The 18,214-nt window shown below is 71.4% G+C and carries 17 protein-coding genes; 14 read left to right on the top strand and 3 right to left on the bottom strand.

The annotated features are described in order from the left end of the window. Positions 1–112 precede the first annotated feature (112 nt). Positions 113–1,240 carry a PQQ-binding-like beta-propeller repeat protein gene (locus Ade02nite_RS19660; protein ID WP_239168887.1) on the bottom strand — a complete coding sequence of 376 codons (1,128 nt, stop codon included), beginning with the start codon at positions 1,238–1,240 and terminating at the stop codon, positions 113–115. Between the two features lie 145 nt (positions 1,241–1,385). Between Ade02nite_RS19660 and Ade02nite_RS19665 the strand changes: the two genes are divergently transcribed. Together Ade02nite_RS19665 and Ade02nite_RS19670 are read left to right on the top strand one after the other, a co-directional pair. Further along, entirely contained in the window at positions 1,386–2,333 is a 948-nt protein-coding gene (locus Ade02nite_RS19665) for a prephenate dehydrogenase (protein WP_203765414.1), read from the top strand. Between the two features lie 40 nt (positions 2,334–2,373). Next, positions 2,374–2,943 (top strand): DinB family protein, encoded by a 570-nt coding sequence (locus Ade02nite_RS19670; protein ID WP_203765416.1) that lies wholly within the window; start codon positions 2,374–2,376, stop codon positions 2,941–2,943. On the opposite strand, the gene mtnA is transcribed toward Ade02nite_RS19670, so the two are convergent. Beyond that, positions 2,921–3,877 (bottom strand): S-methyl-5-thioribose-1-phosphate isomerase, encoded by a 957-nt coding sequence (gene mtnA, locus Ade02nite_RS19675; protein WP_203765422.1) that lies wholly within the window; start codon positions 3,875–3,877, stop codon positions 2,921–2,923. The genes Ade02nite_RS19670 and mtnA overlap by 23 nt on opposite strands. 316 nt (positions 3,878–4,193) lie before the next feature. Between mtnA and Ade02nite_RS19680 the strand changes: the two genes are divergently transcribed. The 12 genes from Ade02nite_RS19680 (at position 4,194) to Ade02nite_RS19735 (ending at position 17,491) form a co-directional block, all read left to right on the top strand. Then, a complete protein-coding gene (locus tag Ade02nite_RS19680) occupies positions 4,194–5,267 on the top strand; it encodes a PHP domain-containing protein (protein WP_203765423.1) in 1,074 nt (357 codons plus the stop codon). Positions 5,268–5,286: 19 nt separating this feature from the next. Further along, on the top strand, positions 5,287–6,957 hold the full coding sequence (locus Ade02nite_RS19685) for a DUF885 domain-containing protein (protein ID WP_203765424.1): 1,671 nt from the start codon (positions 5,287–5,289) through the stop codon (positions 6,955–6,957). Positions 6,958–7,459: 502 nt separating this feature from the next. Further along, complete coding sequence (locus Ade02nite_RS19690) at positions 7,460–8,545, top strand: hypothetical protein (protein ID WP_239168888.1); 1,086 nt, start codon at positions 7,460–7,462, stop codon at positions 8,543–8,545. Next, positions 8,532–11,384: a nitrate- and nitrite sensing domain-containing protein gene (locus Ade02nite_RS19695; RefSeq protein WP_203765429.1), complete on the top strand. Its 2,853-nt coding sequence runs from the start codon at positions 8,532–8,534 to the stop codon at positions 11,382–11,384. The genes Ade02nite_RS19690 and Ade02nite_RS19695 overlap by 14 nt, the downstream gene beginning before the upstream one ends. After that, positions 11,381–11,845 (top strand): roadblock/LC7 domain-containing protein, encoded by a 465-nt coding sequence (locus tag Ade02nite_RS19700; protein ID WP_097317486.1) that lies wholly within the window; start codon positions 11,381–11,383, stop codon positions 11,843–11,845. The genes Ade02nite_RS19695 and Ade02nite_RS19700 overlap by 4 nt, the downstream gene beginning before the upstream one ends. After that, on the top strand, positions 11,842–12,303 hold the full coding sequence (locus tag Ade02nite_RS19705) for a DUF742 domain-containing protein (protein ID WP_203765431.1): 462 nt from the start codon (positions 11,842–11,844) through the stop codon (positions 12,301–12,303). Before Ade02nite_RS19700 ends, Ade02nite_RS19705 begins: the two co-directional genes overlap by 4 nt. Further along, positions 12,281–12,910: a GTP-binding protein gene (locus Ade02nite_RS19710; RefSeq protein WP_438870992.1), complete on the top strand. Its 630-nt coding sequence runs from the start codon at positions 12,281–12,283 to the stop codon at positions 12,908–12,910. Before Ade02nite_RS19705 ends, Ade02nite_RS19710 begins: the two co-directional genes overlap by 23 nt. An 89-nt stretch (positions 12,911–12,999) precedes the next feature. Beyond that, positions 13,000–13,797, top strand: a complete 798-nt coding sequence (locus tag Ade02nite_RS19715) for a hypothetical protein (RefSeq protein ID WP_203765433.1) — start codon at positions 13,000–13,002, stop codon at positions 13,795–13,797. 200 nt (positions 13,798–13,997) lie between these two features. Further along, entirely contained in the window at positions 13,998–14,996 is a 999-nt protein-coding gene (locus Ade02nite_RS19720) for a UDP-N-acetylglucosamine 2-epimerase (RefSeq protein WP_203765438.1), read from the top strand. Between the two features lie 11 nt (positions 14,997–15,007). Further along, positions 15,008–15,358, top strand: coding sequence for a hypothetical protein (locus tag Ade02nite_RS19725; protein ID WP_203765439.1), 351 nt, complete (start codon positions 15,008–15,010; stop codon positions 15,356–15,358). A gap of 21 nt (positions 15,359–15,379) precedes the next feature. After that, entirely contained in the window at positions 15,380–15,943 is a 564-nt protein-coding gene (locus tag Ade02nite_RS19730; RefSeq protein ID WP_203765440.1) for a TetR/AcrR family transcriptional regulator, read from the top strand. Positions 15,944–16,021: 78 nt separating this feature from the next. Beyond that, complete coding sequence (locus tag Ade02nite_RS19735; RefSeq protein ID WP_203765447.1) at positions 16,022–17,491, top strand: cellulose binding domain-containing protein; 1,470 nt, start codon at positions 16,022–16,024, stop codon at positions 17,489–17,491. A gap of 62 nt (positions 17,492–17,553) precedes the next feature. Here the strand turns inward: Ade02nite_RS19735 and Ade02nite_RS19740 are convergent, their stop codons facing one another. Further along, positions 17,554–18,150: a TetR/AcrR family transcriptional regulator gene (locus Ade02nite_RS19740; protein WP_203765449.1), complete on the bottom strand. Its 597-nt coding sequence runs from the start codon at positions 18,148–18,150 to the stop codon at positions 17,554–17,556. Positions 18,151–18,214: the final 64 nt, after the last annotated feature.

The raw sequence follows: 18,214 nt of genomic DNA on the forward strand, positions 1-18,214 counted from the left end.
AGGAGACAACCGCCGTGCACCACCCGGCCGAGGAAGCAGACACGGGGCCGCACCTCGCCCGATAGGTGCGGCCCCGTGCGGCCGGGAGAAAGGTTCGATGCGGCGGCGGTTGTCAGCTGAACTGGGCGAAGCGTTTCTGCTGGCGGCCTTCGACGGTGGTGAAGGCGCCGCCCATGGCGATGGCGTTCAGGCGCGGGCTGCTGGCCAACGCGAGGACCCCTTCGATGCCGTTGGCGTCTGCCGTCCAGTCCAGGAGGTGGCCGTCGGCGGCGGAGAGGGCGGCCAGCTTGATGCGGTTGTCGGCGCCGTCCACGCAGGTGCCCTGGGCGCCGGTTCGGGCCGTGCTGCACGCCCGGTCGAAGTGGCCGCCGGCGTAGACGGTGTCGGCCAGCACGGTCACCGCCTGCGCGTCGCCGTCGAAGGTCGCCGACCAGCGGAGGGCGCCAGCGTGGGTGTACGCGCTGACCCGGCCGCCCTGGCCGCCGTGCGCGGAGTAGACGCTGTCGGCGGTGACCGTCAGGGCGTACGTGATGACCGGGGGTTTGGGCTTGAACGTCGGAACCACTGCGGCGGTCGCCGGGTCGAGGGCGGCCAGGCGGTTGTAGCCGGCGAGACCGTTGACGCGGTGGAACTTGCCGCCCACGTACACCCGGCCGCCGCCCGCGGCGATCGTCTCGACCTGGTCGTCGGCGGCGGGGCGCCAGCGGGTGTCGAGCGCGCCGGTGGTCAGGTTGAAGGCGGCCAGCCGGGTGCGCGCCTGACCGTCGACCGCGGTGATCGAACCGCCCAGGTAGAGGCGGCCGTGCGCGGCGTACGCGGCCATCGGACGGCCACTGATCGCGTGCTTGAACGTGCTGTGCGGGGCGCCCGTCGCGGCGTCCAGGCGGGCGAGGCTGTCGCGCTTCACGCCGCCGATCGAGGCGAAGTCGCCGGCCACGTAGATCGACTTTCCGCTCACCACCAGCGCCTTGACGCGGCCGTCGGCGGTCGGTGACCACGGCAGCAGGGTGCCGTTGCGGGCGTCGACCGCGGCGAGGCGGGCGCGGGCGACGGGTTTGCCGTTGACGATGGCGGCGGTGAAGTCACCGCCGACGTACACGATGTTGCCGGAGTAGGCGACGGTCAGGACCGTGCCGTTGAAGCTGGGCATGGCGTCCGAGCCCTGCGCGAAGGCGGGCGCGGCGACGAAGAGCAGAACGGCCATGAAGACCGTCGCGAGCGTTTTACCCCGGTAAGTCACAGGATCACCGTAATGGCGGAGATCCAGGAGGAACCAGGCGCGAAACGGACGAAACTGCCAACAGGGACGGGTGATGCCGGCCTGGCCGAACGGATGATCATGAAAGAGGGTGTCGTCGCCGCGGTGGGCATGGAACAGTTCGGGCGTGAACGTGACTGTGATCGGGCTCGGGCTGATCGGCGGCTCCCTGCTGCGCGCCCTGGACGCGTTCGGGCATCAGGTGGTCGGCTTCGATGCCGACGGCGCGACGCGGGAGGCCGCGGAGGGCGAGGGGTTCGACACGGCGGACACGATCGCCGGGGCCGCGCGCGGCGCCGATGTCGTCGTTCTCGCCGTACCGCTGCCGGCCCTGCCCCCTGTCGTCGAGGAGCTTGCGGGCTTCGAAGGGCTGGTCACCGACGTCACCTCGGTCAAGGGGCCGGTGCGTGAGCTGGCCAAGGACCTCCGCCGCTTCGTCGGCGGCCATCCCATGGCCGGCAAGGAGAGCTCCGGCTTCGCCTCCTCCGAGGCCACCCTCTTCACCAACTGCTCGTGGGTGCTCTGCCTCGAACCGGGCGAGACCGACCTCACCGACTGGCTCACCCTCGCCGAGGTCTACACCGATCTCGGTGCCCGCGTCGTGCCCGTCACCGCCGCCGAGCATGACCGTGCGGTCGCCCAGGTCAGCCACGTTCCGCATCTCTTCGCGGCCGCGCTCGCCGGGCAGCTGGCGGGCAATCCGCTGGCGGGTGCCCTGGCGGCGGGCTCGTTCCGGGACGGCACGCGGGTGGCCGCCACCCGGGCCGAGCTGATCGCCGCCATGTGCGGAGGCAACGCGGCGGCCGTCGGGGCCGAGCTCGACCGGCTGCTCGCCGAGCTGCACGAGGTGCGCAAGCTGCTCGACGCCCCGGACCCGGTCGAGGCTCTTCTTCCCGTGCTGCGGCCCGCCGTCGAGCTGCGCCGCGCCTGGCCGTCCGAGCCCGGCCCGGTGGCCGGCCTTCCCGCCGAGGTGGAGGTGCTGCTCGACCTCGGCCGCGCCGGCGGATGGGTGGCCGCCGTCAAGGACAAGACCGTCGAAGCAATCCGGCCGGAAACTGACCGCAATTCTCCCTAGCGTTCCGGTGAGCGAAGAACGAACGATCGAGAGGACTCCCATGCCAGGTCAGGTCGGCGCCATCGAGAACGAGCAACACGGCCTTCTCACCTATCTCGCCCAGATGCGGTACGTGCTGCGGCTGACCGGGTACGGCCTCACCGACGAGCAGTTGCGCGCCACCCCGTCCGCGAGCGCGCTGAGCGTCGGCGGCCTCATCAAGCACTGCGCCTCGGTCGAGGACGGCTGGATGAGCGACGTCCGCGGCGAGCCGAAAACCCTCGACGATCAGGCGTACGCGGACAACTTCCGCCTCGCCGACGGTGAGACGATCGACGAGGTGCTGGCCCGCTACGACCGGATCGCCGAGCGCACCGAGAAGACCGTGACGGACCTCGACAACCTGGAGCACCCGATCCCGGTCGACCACTCGGTGCCGTGGAACAGCAAGGACATGACCCACTGGACGCTGCGCTGGGTCCTGCTGCACCTCATCCAGGAGACGGCCCGCCACACCGGCCACGCCGACATCGTCCGCGAGTCCCTCGACGGCGCCACCGCGTACCCCCTGATGGCCGCCGCCGAGGGATGGCCCGAGACCGACTGGCTCAAGCCGTGGAAGCCTGCCTGATCACGCGCCGGTCGGTCACGATCGCGGTGACGAGGTCGTACGGGGTCACGTCGAACGCCGGGTTCACCGCCTCGGCCCACGGCGTGACCTCCGCCGGCCCCCGGTCCTCGATCGGCACGTCGGCGCCGGTCGGCGTGTCCGGGTCGACCGTGGACTCCGGCGCCACCACCACGAAGGGCACGCCCGCGCGGCGAGCGCCGAGCGCGTGCGCGTACGTGCCCACCTTGTTGATCACGTCGCCGTTGGCGCAGATCCGGTCGGCGCCGACGATCACCGCGTCCACCTCGCCGCGGGCCATCAGGTAGGGGCCGGCCGAGTCGACGGCGACCCGGTGCTCGATGCCCCACTGGGTCAGCTCCCACGACGTGAGGCGGGCGCCCTGGAGCAGCGGGCGCGTCTCGCTCGCGATCAACCCGGCGAGGTTGCCACGCCGGTGCAGCTCGTGCACCACGCCGAGCGCCGTGCCCAGGGTCACCGCCGCGAGCCCGCCGGTGTTGCAGTGGGTCAGCAGCCGCGGCCGGCCGGCGCAGAGCTCGGCGAGCAGGTCGGCGCCGCGGGCCGCCATCGCCGCCGACGCCGCGATCTCCTCGTCGCGCACGGCGCACGCCTCGGCCAGCACCGCCTCCGGGCCGGCGGGCAGCAGCCGGGCGGCTCGCCGGGCGCCGCGGGCCAGGTTCACCGCGGTGGGCCGGGCGGTCTCCACACGCTCGACGGCGAGGGCCAGCGCGGCCGGGTCGTCCCCGTGCACCCGCGCGGCCAGCGCCACCCCGAACGCCCCGGCCACACCGAGCGCGGGAGCACCGCGCACGGCCAGCGACTGGATCGCCGCGACCAGCTCACCCACGGTGTGCAGGCGCAAAATCCGCAGCTCACCCGGCAACGCCGTCTGATCGATGATCTCGACGGCCCCGTCCACCCAGTCGATCGTCCGCATGCCGCGATGCTAACCAGCCTGCGCCCCGACCCCGCCCCGCCGATCGCGCGGGCGGAGGCGGGTGGGGTGGGACGGCCAAGGCCGGGGAGGTGGGAGTTGCGAGGCGGGTGGCGCAGTAAGGCCGGCGGGGCGGGCCAAGGCGGGGAGAGAGGCGGGAGTTGCGAGGCCGGTGGCGTGGTGACGCCGGCGGGGCGGGCCGAGGCCGGGAAAGACGCGAGAGTTGCGAGGCCGGTGGGGTGGTGAGGCCGGGTGTGAGGGGCGGCGGGGGCGGTCGACGGCGAGCCGGGAAGAGGCCGCAAGCCCTACGCTGGGCGGCATGCCATCTCGTGATCCGGTTGCGGACCTGCGGCGCATCGCCTTTCTGCTGGAGCGGGCGAACGAGGCCACCTACCGGGTGAAGGCGTTCCGTTCGGCCGCCGCGACCGTGGCTGCCCTGCCCGCCGAGGAGCTGGCCGAACGGGTCGCGGCCGGCACGCTCGCGAAGCTGCCCGGCGTCGGTGACGTCACCGCCCGCTGCATCACCGAGTCTCTGGCCGGCGAGGAGCCGGTCTATCTGCGCCGCCTTCAGACCACCGAGGGTACGGATCTGGCCGGCGCCGCCCGCACGCTGCGCGAGGCCCTGCGGGGCGACTGTCACTCGCACTCGGACTGGTCGGACGGCGGCTCGCCGATCGAGGAGATGGCCCTCGCCGCCGTCGAGCTGGGCCACGAATATCTGGTGCTCACCGACCACTCGCCGCGGCTCACCGTGGCCCGGGGACTGCCACCGGCGCGGCTGCGCCGCCAGCTCGACCATGTGGCGAGGCTCAACGACGCGCTGCCGGAGGGCTTCCGCATCCTCACCGGCATCGAGGTGGACATCCTCGACGACGGCTCGCTCGACCAGGAGGACGCGCTGCTGGCCCGGCTAGACGTGGTGGTCGGCTCGGTGCACAGCAAGCTGCGCGACGAGTCGCCGCGGATGACCAAGCGGATGGTCAACGCGATCGCCAACCCGCACCTCGACATCCTGGGCCACATGACCGGGCGCAAGGTGCCCGCGCACGGCAGCGGTGTCAAGGGCGGCGGCGACCGGGGGCACCGCGCCGGGCAGACCCGGCCGCCGAGCACCTTCGACCTCGACAAGGTCATCGCGGCCTGCGTCGAGCACGGGAAAGCGATTGAGATCAATTCGAGACCCGACCGGCTGGACCCGCCGAAGCGGATGCTGACCGTCGCGGTCGAGGCCGGCTGCCTGTTCAGCATCGACACCGACGCGCACGCTCCGGGCCAGCTCGACTGGCTGCGTTTCGGCTGCGAGCGGGCCGCGCTCTGCGGCGTACCGGTGGAACGGGTGGTGAACACCTGGGAGGTGGACCGGCTCCTGGAGTGGACCGCGAGCCACGCCTGATGTCCCGTAGGGTCGCCCCGTGGGACGAATTGATGACCTGGCCGACCGCTATGTCGACGAGTGGGCCGAGCTCACCCCGATCGGCGCCACCTACACCGGCATCGCCGGACACGACGACAAGACCGACGACTTCTCGCCCGAGGGCTTCGAGGCACAGACCGAGCTCGTACGGCGCACCCTCAATGATCTTGATGTGATCGAGCCGGAGCACGAGTCCGAGCAGGTCGCGAAGGACGCGATGATGGAGCGGCTCGGTCTCGAGCTGGCCCAGGCGGACGCCGGCCAGACGGCGAGCGCGGTCAGCGTCATCTCGAGCGGTATCCACGCGCTGCGCGGCGTCTTCGACGTGATGCCGACCGAGGGCGAGCAGGCGATCGCCAACATCGCGACCCGCCTCAACGACCTGCCCAAGGCCCTGGAGCAGTACAAGCGCACGCTGCTCGAGGAGGCCGGCAAGGGCAACGTGAGCCCGCGGGCGCAGATGCTCGCCGTCGCCGAGCAGTGCGACGCGTGGACCGACCCGGACCGCGACGACTTCTATCACGGCCTGGCCGGCCGGCTGGAGGCCGACGGTGCGCTCGCCGCCGAGCTGGCGCGAGGCGCCGACGCCGCCACCGCGGCCACCGCCGACTTCGCCGAGTTCCTGCGCCGCGACCTGGCGCCGCGGGGCCGGGACAAGGAGGCCGCCGGCCTGGAGCGGTACGAGCTGGCCTCGCAGTACTTCCTGGGCGCCAAGGTCGATCTCCAGGAGACGTACGAGTGGGGCTTCGCCGAGCTGTTCCGCCTCGAGGAGGAGATGCGGGCGACCGCCGCCGCCATCGTGGGACCGGGCGCCTCGATCGACGAGGCGGTCGCCGCGCTCGACGCCGACCCGGCCCGCAACATCGCCGGCAAGGAGGCGTTCCGCGACTGGATGCAGACGCTCGCCGACAAGGCGATCGCCGAGCTGAACGGCACCCACTTCGACATCGAGCCGCAGGCCCGCCGCATCGAGTGCTGCCTGACCCCGACCAGCGACGGCGGCATCTACTACACCGGCCCGAGCGAGGACTTCTCCCGCCCGGGCCGGATGTGGTGGGCGGTGCCCGAGGGCGTCACCGAGTTCTCCACCTGGCGCGAGGTGACGACCGTCTACCACGAGGGCGTGCCCGGCCATCACCTCCAGGTGAGCCAGACGCTGCTGCGGGCCGACTCGCTCAACCGCTGGCAGCGGCTGCTCTGCTGGTGCTCCGGGCACGGCGAGGGCTGGGCCCTGTACGCCGAGCGCCTCATGGACGACCTCGGCTACCTCGCCGACCCGGGTGACCGGCTGGGCATGCTCGACGCGCAGGCGCTGCGGGCGACCCGGGTGATCGTCGACATCGGCATGCACCTCGAGCTGGAGATCCCGCGGGACAACCCGTTCGGCTTCCACCCCGGCGAGCGGTGGACGCCCGAGCTGGGCTGGGACTTCCTGCGGGCGCACACGCGCATGGAGGAGAAGACGCTGCGCTTCGAGTGGAAGCGCTACCTCGGCTGGCCGGGACAGGCGCCCTCGTACAAGATCGGCGAGCGGATCTGGCTCCAGGCGCGCGAGGAGACCAAGCGGCGCAAGGGCGCGGATTTCGATTTGAAGACATTCCACCGTGACGCCTTGAACCTGGGTTCGCTGGGTCTGGACCCCCTGCGCAAGGCTCTTGCCCGGCTTTGACCTAGAACGGGCTTTTCCTCGGCGGATGACCGGGGAAAAGCCCGTTCTGCCGTATGCGCACCGCGACACAGCGCTACTTTTTGGCACTGCGCACTTGATCCACTACTCTGCGTTTAATAGACGCGAGTCTTATCGGGTATACATTATGGATCTTGTGACTTTTCGTACCGCCGGTCTGCCGTTACCATCGCCGCGGTAACTTTCCTTCCTTCCGGAACCGGTGTGGGCTGGGGCTTCATGACCTCGGTAACGGAAACTGAACGCTCGTTACAACCACGACGGCCGCACCCTGTATCCCCCGATCAGCCGAGCGAGATGTGTCCCTTGGAAAGGCGTTTCTTGAGGCTTTCTCGGATAGATTGGCCCGGATCCGTGCGCCCAACCGGCTACGGAAAGTAGCCGTCATAACGGCTCATCGCGTGTGCATGGCGGAGGACGAAAAGCAATGAACAGCCGGCGAACCCGTTTAGGCTCCGCACTCGCGGTGATTTTGACTGTTTTGGTGCTTGTGCCGACTGCGGTCCTCTTCGGCCGGGTCTGGACCGACAACGCCGACCAGCGCGAGCAGGCCGAGCTCGAGAAGAAGGGCGTGGAGTTCCTCACCGCCCTCTCTCCGCTGGTCAGCTCGCTCGCCGAGTCGGAGTCAACCGGCATCCAGGGCGTCACCGACCCGCCGGACTCGCTCAAGGCCGCGGTCGCCAAGGTCACCGACGTGGACAACCGCCTGGGCGACGACCTGAAGACCAGGGAGCGCTGGGCCGACCTCCAGCAGAAGATCGGCAAGCTCGCCACCCTCAAGGGCGCGACCACCATCTACGCGGCCCACGTCGAGGTCACCGACCTCATCCTCGAGCTGTACGTCACCGTGCGCCGCAACGCCGAGCTCAACCGCGACCCGGACAGCGACATCTCGAACCTCCAGGAGGCCACCGCGGTCGACATGCCGACCACGGTCGTGCGGGTCAACCGCATGGGCGACCAGGCCAACCTGCTCCAGGCCGCCAAGGGCGCCGCCGCCACCAACCTGCGGATCCAGTTCGGCCAGGAGGTCCTCGCCGTTCAGGAGTCGGTCAACAAGCTCACCAACAACCTCCAGGCCGCTGTCGACAACACCAGCAGCCCGACGCTGAGCGGCAGCCTGGTCAGCTCGCTCGACTCGTTCCGCCGCGGCGTCGAGTCGATGACCCGTGGCGCCTCGCTCACCAACGTCAACGTCGCGACCATGTCCACCGCGCAGAGCACCCTGCAGACCGCGTTGAGCACCCTCTCCGGCATCACGCTCAAGGAGATGGACCGCCTGCTCGACGACCGGCTCGACTCGCTGAACTACCGGCGCACCGAAGCCGTGATCATGGGCCTGCTCGCGATTCTGCTGGTCCTCGGCGCGATCGCCTGGCCGGCGATCAGCCGCCGCCGCGACCAGGGCGAGCCGGCCGCCGCCGTGCCACCGACCGGCGAGCCCGTCCGGGACATCGCGCTCAACTCGCCGGGGCCGGTGCCCGGTTACGCAAGCAACCCGTACGGCCAGATCCCGGCCTACGGCGAGGTCGACCCGACACAGCGGGAGCGGTCCGGTGCTCTTCGGTAAACTTCGCATCCTGGGCAAACTCGCCCTGCTGGTGCTCGTGCCCCTCCTCGGGGTCGTGGCGCTCAGCGTGCCGATCATCATCAACCGTGTCGACGCGGCGACGGAGGCCCAGTCCACGTCGGACACGGTCGAGCTCGCCGGTCGCGTCGGCACGGCCGTGCAGGAGCTCCAGACCGAGCGCCTGCTCTCCGTCGGCTACGTGTTCAACCTGGTCGACAAGCCCACCTTGTCCGTGCAGACCGCCCGCGCCAAGGATGCCGTGGCGCGCGTCGACGACGGCGTCACCGTTCCGAAGGAGCTCGCCCGGGCCCTGCGGAACGCGTCCAAGCTCGACAACACCCGGCAGAACGTGCTGAACCCCGGCGCGATCACCCCCGACGTGGTGGTCACCGAGTTCACCACCTGGATCACCCCGATCATCAACGGCGTGGCGCTCTCGTCGGCCGCCGACCTGAAGACCGGCGTGGGCCGGCAGCTGTTCGCCCTCGAGCAGGCGCTGCGCACCGACGACCTGATCAGCCAGGCGTCCGGCTACCTGACGGCCGCGACGATCACCAAGAACGCCGGCTTCATCAGCCTGTTCTCCTCGACGCTGATCCAGATCCAGCAGGTCATCGCCAACTCGGAGGCGTTCTTCACCGACACCCAGTACAAGCTCTACCTGGGTGCGCAGGACGCCTTCACCTCGCGCGTCGGCACCGACTTCTTCGAGCAGGCGGCGACCGACCCGGCCAGCGCCGTCCAGCTGCTGAACATCGCCACGCTGTTCCCGTCGCTGCGCTCGGTGCTCGTCCTCGGTGGCTTCGTGGAGAAGCGGGTCGCCGCCGACGTGCAGGCGATCGTGACGAACAACCGCGACACGGCCATCCGGGACGCCTTCCTCATCGGTGGCGGCTCGCTCGTGCTGCTGCTCGTGGTGGTCGCGCTGAGCCTGTTCATGGCCCGCGCGGTGGCCCGGCCGCTGCGCCGCCTCACGGTGTCGGCCGACCGGATCGCCCGCGCCGCCGAGGCCGAGCTCGAGAGGGTGGCCGACGACGAGTCCGAGTCCGTACGCCCGATCCGGCTCGACCCGGTCGACGTCGAGTCCCAGGACGAGATCGGCGACCTGGCCCGCGCGTTCGACCGGGTGCAGACCACCGCCGTCCGGCTGGTGGAGCGCCAGGTCCTCGGCCGCCGCAACGTGGCGCAGATGTTCGCGCACGTCGGCCGCCGCACCCAGAACCTGGTCGGCCGCCAGCTCGCCCTGATCGACAACCTGGAGCGCCGCGAGACCGACAGCGAGCGCCTCGGCGAGCTGTACCGCCTGGACCACATGTCCAGCCGACTGCGCCGCAACGCGTCCAGCCTCGTCGTGCTCTCCGGCGGCGCCGGCGCGAACGAGCACATGGCCCCGCTGCCGCTCTCCGACGTCGTCCGTCTCGCCCTCGGTGAGATCGAGGACTACACCCGTGTGGACGTGGACGTCCCCGAGGAGATCGTGGTCGTGCCGGCCGTCCTGGCCGACCTCACGCTGCTGCTCGCCGAGCTGATGGAGAACGCCACCGCGTTCTCCCCGCCGCACACCCGCGTCGTGGTCAGCGCGACCGAGCTGCGCGGCGGCGCCCGCCTCGCGATCGTCGACCACGGCCTCGGCATGCCGCCCGAGCGGATGGCCGAGGAGAACGCCCGGCTCACCCGCCGCGAGCGGCTCGACCTGGCGCCCTCCGAGGTGCTGGGCCTGTTCGTGGTCGGCCGGCTCGCCCGCCGGCACGGCATCGAGGTGACCCTCACCGAGACGCCCGGCGGCGGTGTCACCGCGTGGGTCGACCTCAACCCGTCCCACCTGATCGCGCGGGTGCCCAGCACGGTGGCGGAGATGGCGCCGTTCCCGTCGGTCGCGCCCCCGGCAGCGCCGACCGGCCCGGCCGCGCCGCAGGGCTACCACACCGCCGAGTTCGCCCAGGTCATCGCCGGGTCGGCGGCGCGGGCGTCGGTGCCCGGCAGCCAGCAGCCGTTCGACGCGAACGTGCTCGAGCGGGCCACCCGCACCCTCGAGACCGGGCAGTCGTGGAACGCGTTCTCGCCGGCCCGGGTGGCGCCCGCCGCCGAGGAGCCGGTGTACGAGGCGGAGCCGGTCTACTCGCCCGGCCCGGCGTACCAGCAGCCGATCGTGCAGCCGGTCGTCGACCCGGCGTACGAGCTGAACGCCCCGGTCGCCGGCCGCGTGCCGGCCGCGATGCCGGAGCTCCCGGCCGCCGGCCCGTCGGCGTGGCACCAGCCCACCCCGGCGCCGCAGCCCACCTGGAGCACCCCGCCCGCCGTGGAGGCACCGCCCGCGATGCCCGCGATCCCCGCGCCGGTCGTCCCGGCCCAGGCTCCGGTCATTCCGGCTCAGCGGGCTCCGCAGGAGGACCACCGCTACAACAGCCCCACCGCGTACGAAGCACCGCAGCAGCAGCCGCCCGCGGGTGGCAACGGAACGCCGCTGCGCCGCCGGGTCCCGGGCAGCCAGCTTCCCGAGGAGGCCGCCGCCCCCACGCTGCCCTCCCGGGTGCCGTCTCAGGACGACGCGATCGCCGCCCGCTCGGCGTTCGACGACTTCGAGGCGGGGGTCAGCCGCGCTCAGTTCGACGTGGCCGAGACCCAGATGACCGCGCCGCCGTCGGCCGGCCATGCACCGCTCGCCCGGCGCGTACCGGGTGCCACCCTGCCGCGGGACGAACCCAACTACCCGCCGCCGGCAAGTCCGAGCCTGCCGCTGGATCCGGATCAGGCCCGGGCCCTGATGGAACAGTTCGAGTACGGCGTCGCACTCGCACTGAACGAAACTCAGCCACAACCCGAGGGACAACCGCGATGACTTCCCCCTACTCGACCGAAACCGGCCACGGCTATGCCCAGCCCCAGCTGAGCGCGGAGGCCAAGACCTTCAACTGGCTGCTGGACTCGTTCACCTCCGGGACCGCCGGCGTGATCGAGGCGATCGCGGTGTCGTCCGACGGTCTGCTGATGGCGATGTCCGCGATCAAGGACCGGCCGAACGCCGAGCGGCTCGCCGCGGTGGTCTCGGGCCTCACCAGCCTCGCCGGCGGCGCCGCGAGCTGGTACAGGCTGGGCTCGCTCAACCGGGTCATCATCGACATGGCCGAGGGCTACCTGCTGGTGACCGCGATCAGCGCCGGCTCGGTGCTCGGCGTGATCGCCGACCGGTCCGCCAACCTCGGGACCCTGGCGTACGAGATGACGCTCTTCGCGACGAGGGCGGGCGGCGCGCTGAGCCCGCGCCTGATCGCCGAGTTGAAGAACGCCGTCCAGCAATGACCTATCCGGACCCCGACGACCCGGCATACCCGGCTCGGCCGAGTGTCCGGCCCTTCCTGCAGTCCGGTCCGCAGTCGGCCGGTGGCTACCGACCCGCCCCGCGGGATGAGCAGCCGCCGGCCACCGATCCGACCGCGACGCTCCGCCCGTTCGTCATCACGTCCGGGCGCACCGACGGCGCCGATCCCGACATCGGGATGGAGACCCAGGTGACCGTCAACCCCGCCGCGACTCCCGTGCGTCTCTCACCCGAGATGCGCGCGATCGTGGGACTGTGTGTCGAGCCCGTCTCCGTGGCGGAGATCTCGGCACGCCTGCGCCTGCACCTCGGCGTCACCCGCATCCTCGTCGGCGACCTGCGCGCCGCCGGCCAACTGGATGTCCACGTGCTGGACAACGAGACCCCCGACCCTGAGACCATCATGCGAGTGATCCGTGGACTACGAGCAATCACCTAACCGCGCCTACGGCGGCGCTGCCGTGGGCAGCGGCGGCCGGCAGAAGAAGGCGCCGGTCCCGGTAAAGATCATCGTTGCCGGTGGCTTCGGCGTGGGCAAGACGACGACGGTCGGCGCCATCTCGGAGATCTCCCCGCTGACGACGGAGGCCGAGATGACCTCGGCGTCGGTGGGCATCGACAACCCCGGCCAGGCGTCGATGAAGACCACGACGACCATCGCGATGGACTTCGGCGTGCTCACCATCGACCAGACGCTGAAGCTCTACATCTTCGGCACGCCGGGGCAGTCGCGCTTCGCCTTCATGTGGGACGACCTGATCAAGGGTGCGCTGGGCGCGCTCGTGGTGGTCGATACCAACCGGATCGACGACTGTTATCCCGCGGTGGACTACTTCGAGCGCGCCGGGCTTCCGTTCGTCGTCGGCGTCAACACGTTCAACGGGCAAATGCAGTACAGCCTGGACGAAGTGCGCTGGGCCCTGGCCGTGCGCGAGGACGTGCCGGTCCTCGCCTACGACGCTCGTTTCCGGGCCTCCGTGCGCGACGCCCTCCTCGTCGTCCTCGATCAGGCCCTCGACAAGGCGATACGTCAAAAGGCGACGTAGGGTGTGCGGCGGGTCGCTCAGATCGAGGTTCCCAAATCGGCCTCACAGCGGGCACAGTGGAAGGCGACCCGCTACGGAAGGACGATCAGGTGCGAGGCGGACTGGACGACGCGCTCGACAAGCTGGCGCGCCGTGATGAGTTGCGCCGGCGGGCCGCCGGGGAGGCCACGGGCACCCCGCCGGCCGTGACGGAGCTGGTCGAGGCGGTCGCCGGTGTCGTGGGGCGCCACCCCGAGCTGGGCGTGAGCGTCGGCGTCGAGGGCTCCGGCGAGCCGCTGCTGCTGCATTTCTACGTCGCCGACGGCCAGGTGCAGGTCACCGCCGAAAATGCCGCCGCCCTCCAGCCGGCCGCTCCGGGCGCGCCGCGCGCCGCGGACATCGACGTCGAGGTGGGCGAGCCGGTCGACCGGCCGTGGTCCGCCGCGCCCACGCCGCCCTCCGCGCCCCCGGCGAGCTACGACGACCAGGAGCGGTTCGGCTACTCACCGCCGCAGCAGCCCTACTACGACGAGTCCGACACGGCCGAGCGGCAGTACGGCGACTTCGACCAGCCGCCGGTGCCCGACCCGCGCTTCCCGGCGCACGACGTCGGCGAGTCCTCCCGCGATCTCGGCGCCCGCCTGCGCGACCTCGGCATGGCGTCCTCGTCGCGCTCCGACTCGCCGGTCTCCCCGGCGCCACCCGAGCCGCAATATCCGCCGCATCCGTTCGCGGCGACGCCGCCCCCGCGCGTGCCGGAGCAGGCGCAGGAGACCACCCGGCGGATCAACCCGACGCCGCTGCCCAAGCCGGTGCCGCTCCAGGTGGAGCGGCCGGAGGAGACCGAGATGGCCGCCCGGCGGCTCGCGGCGATGCTGCGCGACGACCCCACCCTCCTGGAGCAATAACTACGCTTCGTAATGTCGCCATCGCGGCCAGGAGCGTGGTGTCAGCGCCCTGTTTGAGAGCTTTCGGCGGCGTCTGACATGTCTGGGTTGGGCCGTTCGGCCACATTGCCACGGCACCCGGCCCGACGGCCTTGAATCACGCTGCGTAACTACATAGCGTTCGACGCGGCCCTCCCTCAGCCGTCCCCGGAGAGAGTTCGATGTCGTCGCTGCCCGAAGTTCACCTGGTCGCCGGTACCCCGGCCGAGGCGTTCCGGCTCGCACCGGTCGCCCTCGCCATGCGCGAGCAGGGCCGGCTCACGCCGGTGCTGCTGGTCACCGGCACCGACCCGGAGGCGGTCGACGCGACACTGGCGCGCTTCCGGCTCGTCCCGCGGATCACCCTGCCGGCCGCCGCCGAGCAGACCGAGACGATCCGCCGGTTCGACGAGCTGTGGGCCGCTCGCACCCCGGAGGCCGTCGTCGTGCGCGACGGCCTCGCCCCGGCGCTGGCGGCGTTCTGGCGGCGCATCCCGGTCCTGCAGATCGACGCCGGGCGCCGCGACGGCGACCTGGTCACGGCGTCGGCGCGGGAGACCCAGCGCCGGCTGCTCGCCCAGGTCACCACCGTGCACCTGGCGGCCACCCCGCTGGCCGCCATGAACCTGCTCGACGAGCGCGTGGTCGCCGGCGACCTGCTGCTGACCGGCGGCACGGCCGCGGACGCCGCGGCGCGGCTGCACCGGCGCAGCCCGCATCAGCGGCGCGTCGTGCTGGGCGTGCCCCCGGAGCGGGCCGCCGCGATCGGCCCCGCCCTGCGCTATCTCGCCGCGCGCCACCCCGACCTCGAGATCATCGCGCCGGAGCAGGCCAGGACGCTCGCCGAGGCGTACGTCGTGGTGACCGACGACGGCGACCTGCTCGAGGAGGCGTTGGCCTTCGGGACGCCCGTCCTGGCGATCGCCACCGGCGCCGAGCACGCCGAGGCGGTGCACGCCGGCAGCGTCCGGCTCGTCGCCCCCGACCCCGCGGCGATCACCAGCGCGGTGGCGGAGCTGCTCGACAGCCGGGTGCGCCGCGACGCGATGGCGGCCGGCGGCAACCCGTACGGCGACGGGCGTGCGGCGCACCGCGTGGCGCAGGCGACCGCCGCCCTGCTCGGCCATGGACAGTTCCCCGACCCGATGCCCGCCCGGCCGGTGGCGGGAGTGGCGCGATGACGGAGAGTGCGATGGACGTCGTGAGCTTCTGGACGAAGTCGTGGACGAGCGACGACCGGGTCGCCGTGCGACAGCTGCTCGCGCCGGACGCCGAGATCGAGTGGAACCTCGACGCCCCGGTCGACGAGGAGGAGCTGGTGCAGACGCTGCACCGGATCGCGGTCTTCGCCGACACGGTGACCGTTGTCGAGCAGGCCCGTGCCGACGACGGCGCCGCGCTGCTCTACGACCTGGTGGCGCCGTTCGGCACGGTCCGCATGGTCGAGTTCCTCGGCATCGAGGACAACCGCGTCACCGAGGTCCGGCAGGTCTACGACGTCACCGCGACCGATCGTTTCTTCCCCGGTCTCTACGAGCAATAGCCCGTCGTTACCCTGTCCCCCATGGCAGATCGACTGCGGGCCGACGCGCAGCGTAACCGTGCCGCCCTGCTTGCCGCCGCCCGCGAGGTCTTCGGCGAACAGGGCCTGGACGCCTCGCTCGACGAGATCGCCCGCCGCGCGGGCGTCGGCAACGCCACCCTGTACCGCCGTTTCCCCACCCGGCGCGACCTGATCGCCGAGGTCTTCGCCGGCCAGATGACCGGCTATGTCGAGCTGGCGGACAGGGCGCTGGCCGATCCCGACCCGTGGCAGGGCTTCGTCGGCTACCTGCGCAGCCTCTTCGAGATCCAGGCGACCGACCGCGGGCTCTCCGAGATCCTGGTGACCAGCAGCTTCGACGACGACGAGCGGCTGTCGGCCCTGAAGAGCACCGCGCAGCGCGGCGCGGCCGAGGTGATCCGCCGGGCCCAGGAGACGGGCCGGCTGCGCGCCGACTTCACGCGGCAGGACATCAGCCTGCTCATGCGGGCCAACGCCGGGGTGCTGCGCAGCTCGAAGGACCCGTCGGTGTGGAAGCGGCACCTGTCACTGGTCGTGGACGGACTGTCATTTAAGGATCTTTAAGGCTGCCCGCAAGGTCATTTAACGCGCAGCGGGCCAGACTCGACTTCCGTCGTCACCCCCTGCGATCGGAGTCAACCCATGCAACGCAGCCGTCTGCGCCTGGCCATCTATGCCTCGGCGGCAGTCCTCGCCGTGGCCGGCGGCGTCGGCGCGGCAGTCGCGGCCACCACCCCGGCCGGCACCACCGCCGCGACGGGCGGGCTCACCGCCACGTTCAGCAAGGACAGCGACTGGGGCACCGGCTACCAGGGCCGCTACACGATCAAGAACGGCACGAGCGCTGCGGTGACCGGGTGGCAGCTGGTCTTCGGGCTGCCGGCGAGCGCCAGGCTGGGCAGCTTCTGGGACGCCACGGTCACCACCGCGAACGGCGTGTCGACGGCGAAGAACCCGGGCTACGCCCCCACCATCCCGGCCGGGGCGACCGCGCAGTTCGGCTTCGTCGTGAACGGCAGCGGCGCCCCGACGAGCTGCACCGTCAACGGAGCGGCCTGCGGCGGCGGCACGGCGACCACGGCACCCACGAGCACGCCACCGACAAAGCCGACAACCGCCCCCACGACCACGCCCACCACGGCGCCCACGACAGCGCCCACGAAGCCGCCGGCCACCCCGACGACCGCGCCGACCACCACTGCCCCGACCGCCCCTCCGGCCGGAAATAATGGAAATGTCCGGTTCGCTCCCTACGTGGACATGGGCCTGCTCTCCAACGGCACGACGACCCTCGCGCAGCTGGGCACCAGCGGCAACGCCAAGTCGTTCAGCCTGGCCTTCGTCACCAGCGCCGGCTGCAAGGCCAGCTGGTTCAACGCCTTCGACCCGCGCGCCAAGCAGTTCGCCGACCAGATCTCCGCGGTCCGCGCGGCCGGCGGCGACGTCAAGGTCTCCTTCGGCGGCGCCACCGGCATCGAGCTCGCCCAGGCGTGCACCAGCGTCACCGCGCTCCAGGCCGAATATCAGGCGGTCGTCAGCGCGTACAACCTGAAGTACATCGACCTGGACATCGAGGGCGCCGCGGTGGCCGACCCGACCACGATCGCCCGCCGCTCCACCGCGCTCGCCGCGCTCCAGAAGGCCAACCCCGGCCTGAAGATCTCGCTGACCCTGCCGGTGCTGCCCGAGGGCCTGACCGCCGACGGTCTCAACGTGGTGCGCTCGGCCAAGAACGCCGGCGTCGACCTCGACCTCGTCAACATCATGGCGATGGACTACGGCCGCGCGGGCCAGGACTACGGCGATCTCGCGATCCAGGCGGTGCGCTCCACCAAGGACCAGATCAAGTCGATCTACGGCAACAGTGACGCCGCCGCCTTCAAGATGGTCGGCGTCACCCCGATGATCGGCGTGAACGACGACAACGGCGTCTTCGGCCTCGGCGACGCCCGCGACCTCGTCGCCTTCGCCAACACCAACCACATCGGCTTCGTCTCGATGTGGGAGGCCAACCGCGACAAGAACGCCTGCAACGGCGCCCTCTTCCAGTGCACCAACGTCGCGCAGTCGCCGTTCGACTTCAGCAAGATCTTCGCCGGCTTCACCGGCTGAGAGCTCACTTCCCATCCCCAGGAAAGCGTGACTCCGGGCCCCCACCCGGAGTCACGCTTTTTTCAGGCGAAGCCGCGGCCGGCCTCGGCCAGCGCCTCGGACACCAGTTCCCACAGGCTCGTGCCCGGCGGCCGGTCGAGCCAGATGTGCAGCGCCACGCGCAGCGCTGCCAGGAACGCCGCGGACGTCATCTTGACCCGCACGCTCGTGGGGTCGTCGCCGGACCGGGCCGCGATCTCGGCCGACAGCTCGCGCTCGAGCGCCGCGAACGTCTGCACCTGGGCCGCGACGAGCGACGCCTGGGTGCGGACGAGCCGGCTCCGCGCGACCCACTGCGGGTCGACGTCGCCCAGCTCCTGATAGAACCGCTCGGCCGCCGCGGTGAGCGCCGCCCACGCCGGCTCGGTGGCCGGGCGCGCCCGCACCAGCGCGATCATCGAGTGGATGCGCTGGTAGTCGCCGTACAGCAAGGCTTCTTCCTTGCTGCTAAAGTAGTTGGAGAAGGTCCGGCGGGACACGCCGGCCTCGTCGGCGATCGCCTCGACCGTGATCCGGTCGGCACCGTGCTCGATCGCGAGACGCATGGCGGCGTCGTGGAGGGCTTGGCGGGTCGCGGCCTTCTTGCGTTCGCGCAGTCCGGGCTCGGCCGTGGTGCTCATGACTTGAGGGTACCGGCGTGTGACTCGCTTCTCAATGAGAAAACTTGCGCATTGGGCATGTTCA

The sequence above is a fragment of the Paractinoplanes deccanensis genome (assembly GCF_016862115.1).
GTDB lineage: Bacteria > Actinomycetota > Actinomycetes > Mycobacteriales > Micromonosporaceae > Actinoplanes > Actinoplanes deccanensis.

What these genes read in the sequence shown, in the direction of transcription:
- Ade02nite_RS19670 (WP_203765416.1), top strand. Translation starts at nt 2,374, where the DNA reads ATGCCAGGTCAGGTCGGCGCCATCGAGAACGAGCAACACGGCCTTCTC.
- mtnA (WP_203765422.1), bottom strand. Translation starts at nt 3,877, where the DNA reads ATGCGGACGATCGACTGGGTGGACGGGGCCGTCGAGATCATCGATCAG.
- Ade02nite_RS19680 (WP_203765423.1), top strand. Translation starts at nt 4,194, where the DNA reads ATGCCATCTCGTGATCCGGTTGCGGACCTGCGGCGCATCGCCTTTCTG.
- Ade02nite_RS19700 (WP_097317486.1), top strand. Translation starts at nt 11,381, where the DNA reads ATGACTTCCCCCTACTCGACCGAAACCGGCCACGGCTATGCCCAGCCC.
- Ade02nite_RS19705 (WP_203765431.1), top strand. Translation starts at nt 11,842, where the DNA reads ATGACCTATCCGGACCCCGACGACCCGGCATACCCGGCTCGGCCGAGT.
- Ade02nite_RS19720 (WP_203765438.1), top strand. Translation starts at nt 13,998, where the DNA reads ATGTCGTCGCTGCCCGAAGTTCACCTGGTCGCCGGTACCCCGGCCGAG.
- Ade02nite_RS19725 (WP_203765439.1), top strand. Translation starts at nt 15,008, where the DNA reads ATGGACGTCGTGAGCTTCTGGACGAAGTCGTGGACGAGCGACGACCGG.
- Ade02nite_RS19730 (WP_203765440.1), top strand. Translation starts at nt 15,380, where the DNA reads ATGGCAGATCGACTGCGGGCCGACGCGCAGCGTAACCGTGCCGCCCTG.
- Ade02nite_RS19735 (WP_203765447.1), top strand. Translation starts at nt 16,022, where the DNA reads ATGCAACGCAGCCGTCTGCGCCTGGCCATCTATGCCTCGGCGGCAGTC.
- Ade02nite_RS19740 (WP_203765449.1), bottom strand. Translation starts at nt 18,150, where the DNA reads ATGAGCACCACGGCCGAGCCCGGACTGCGCGAACGCAAGAAGGCCGCG.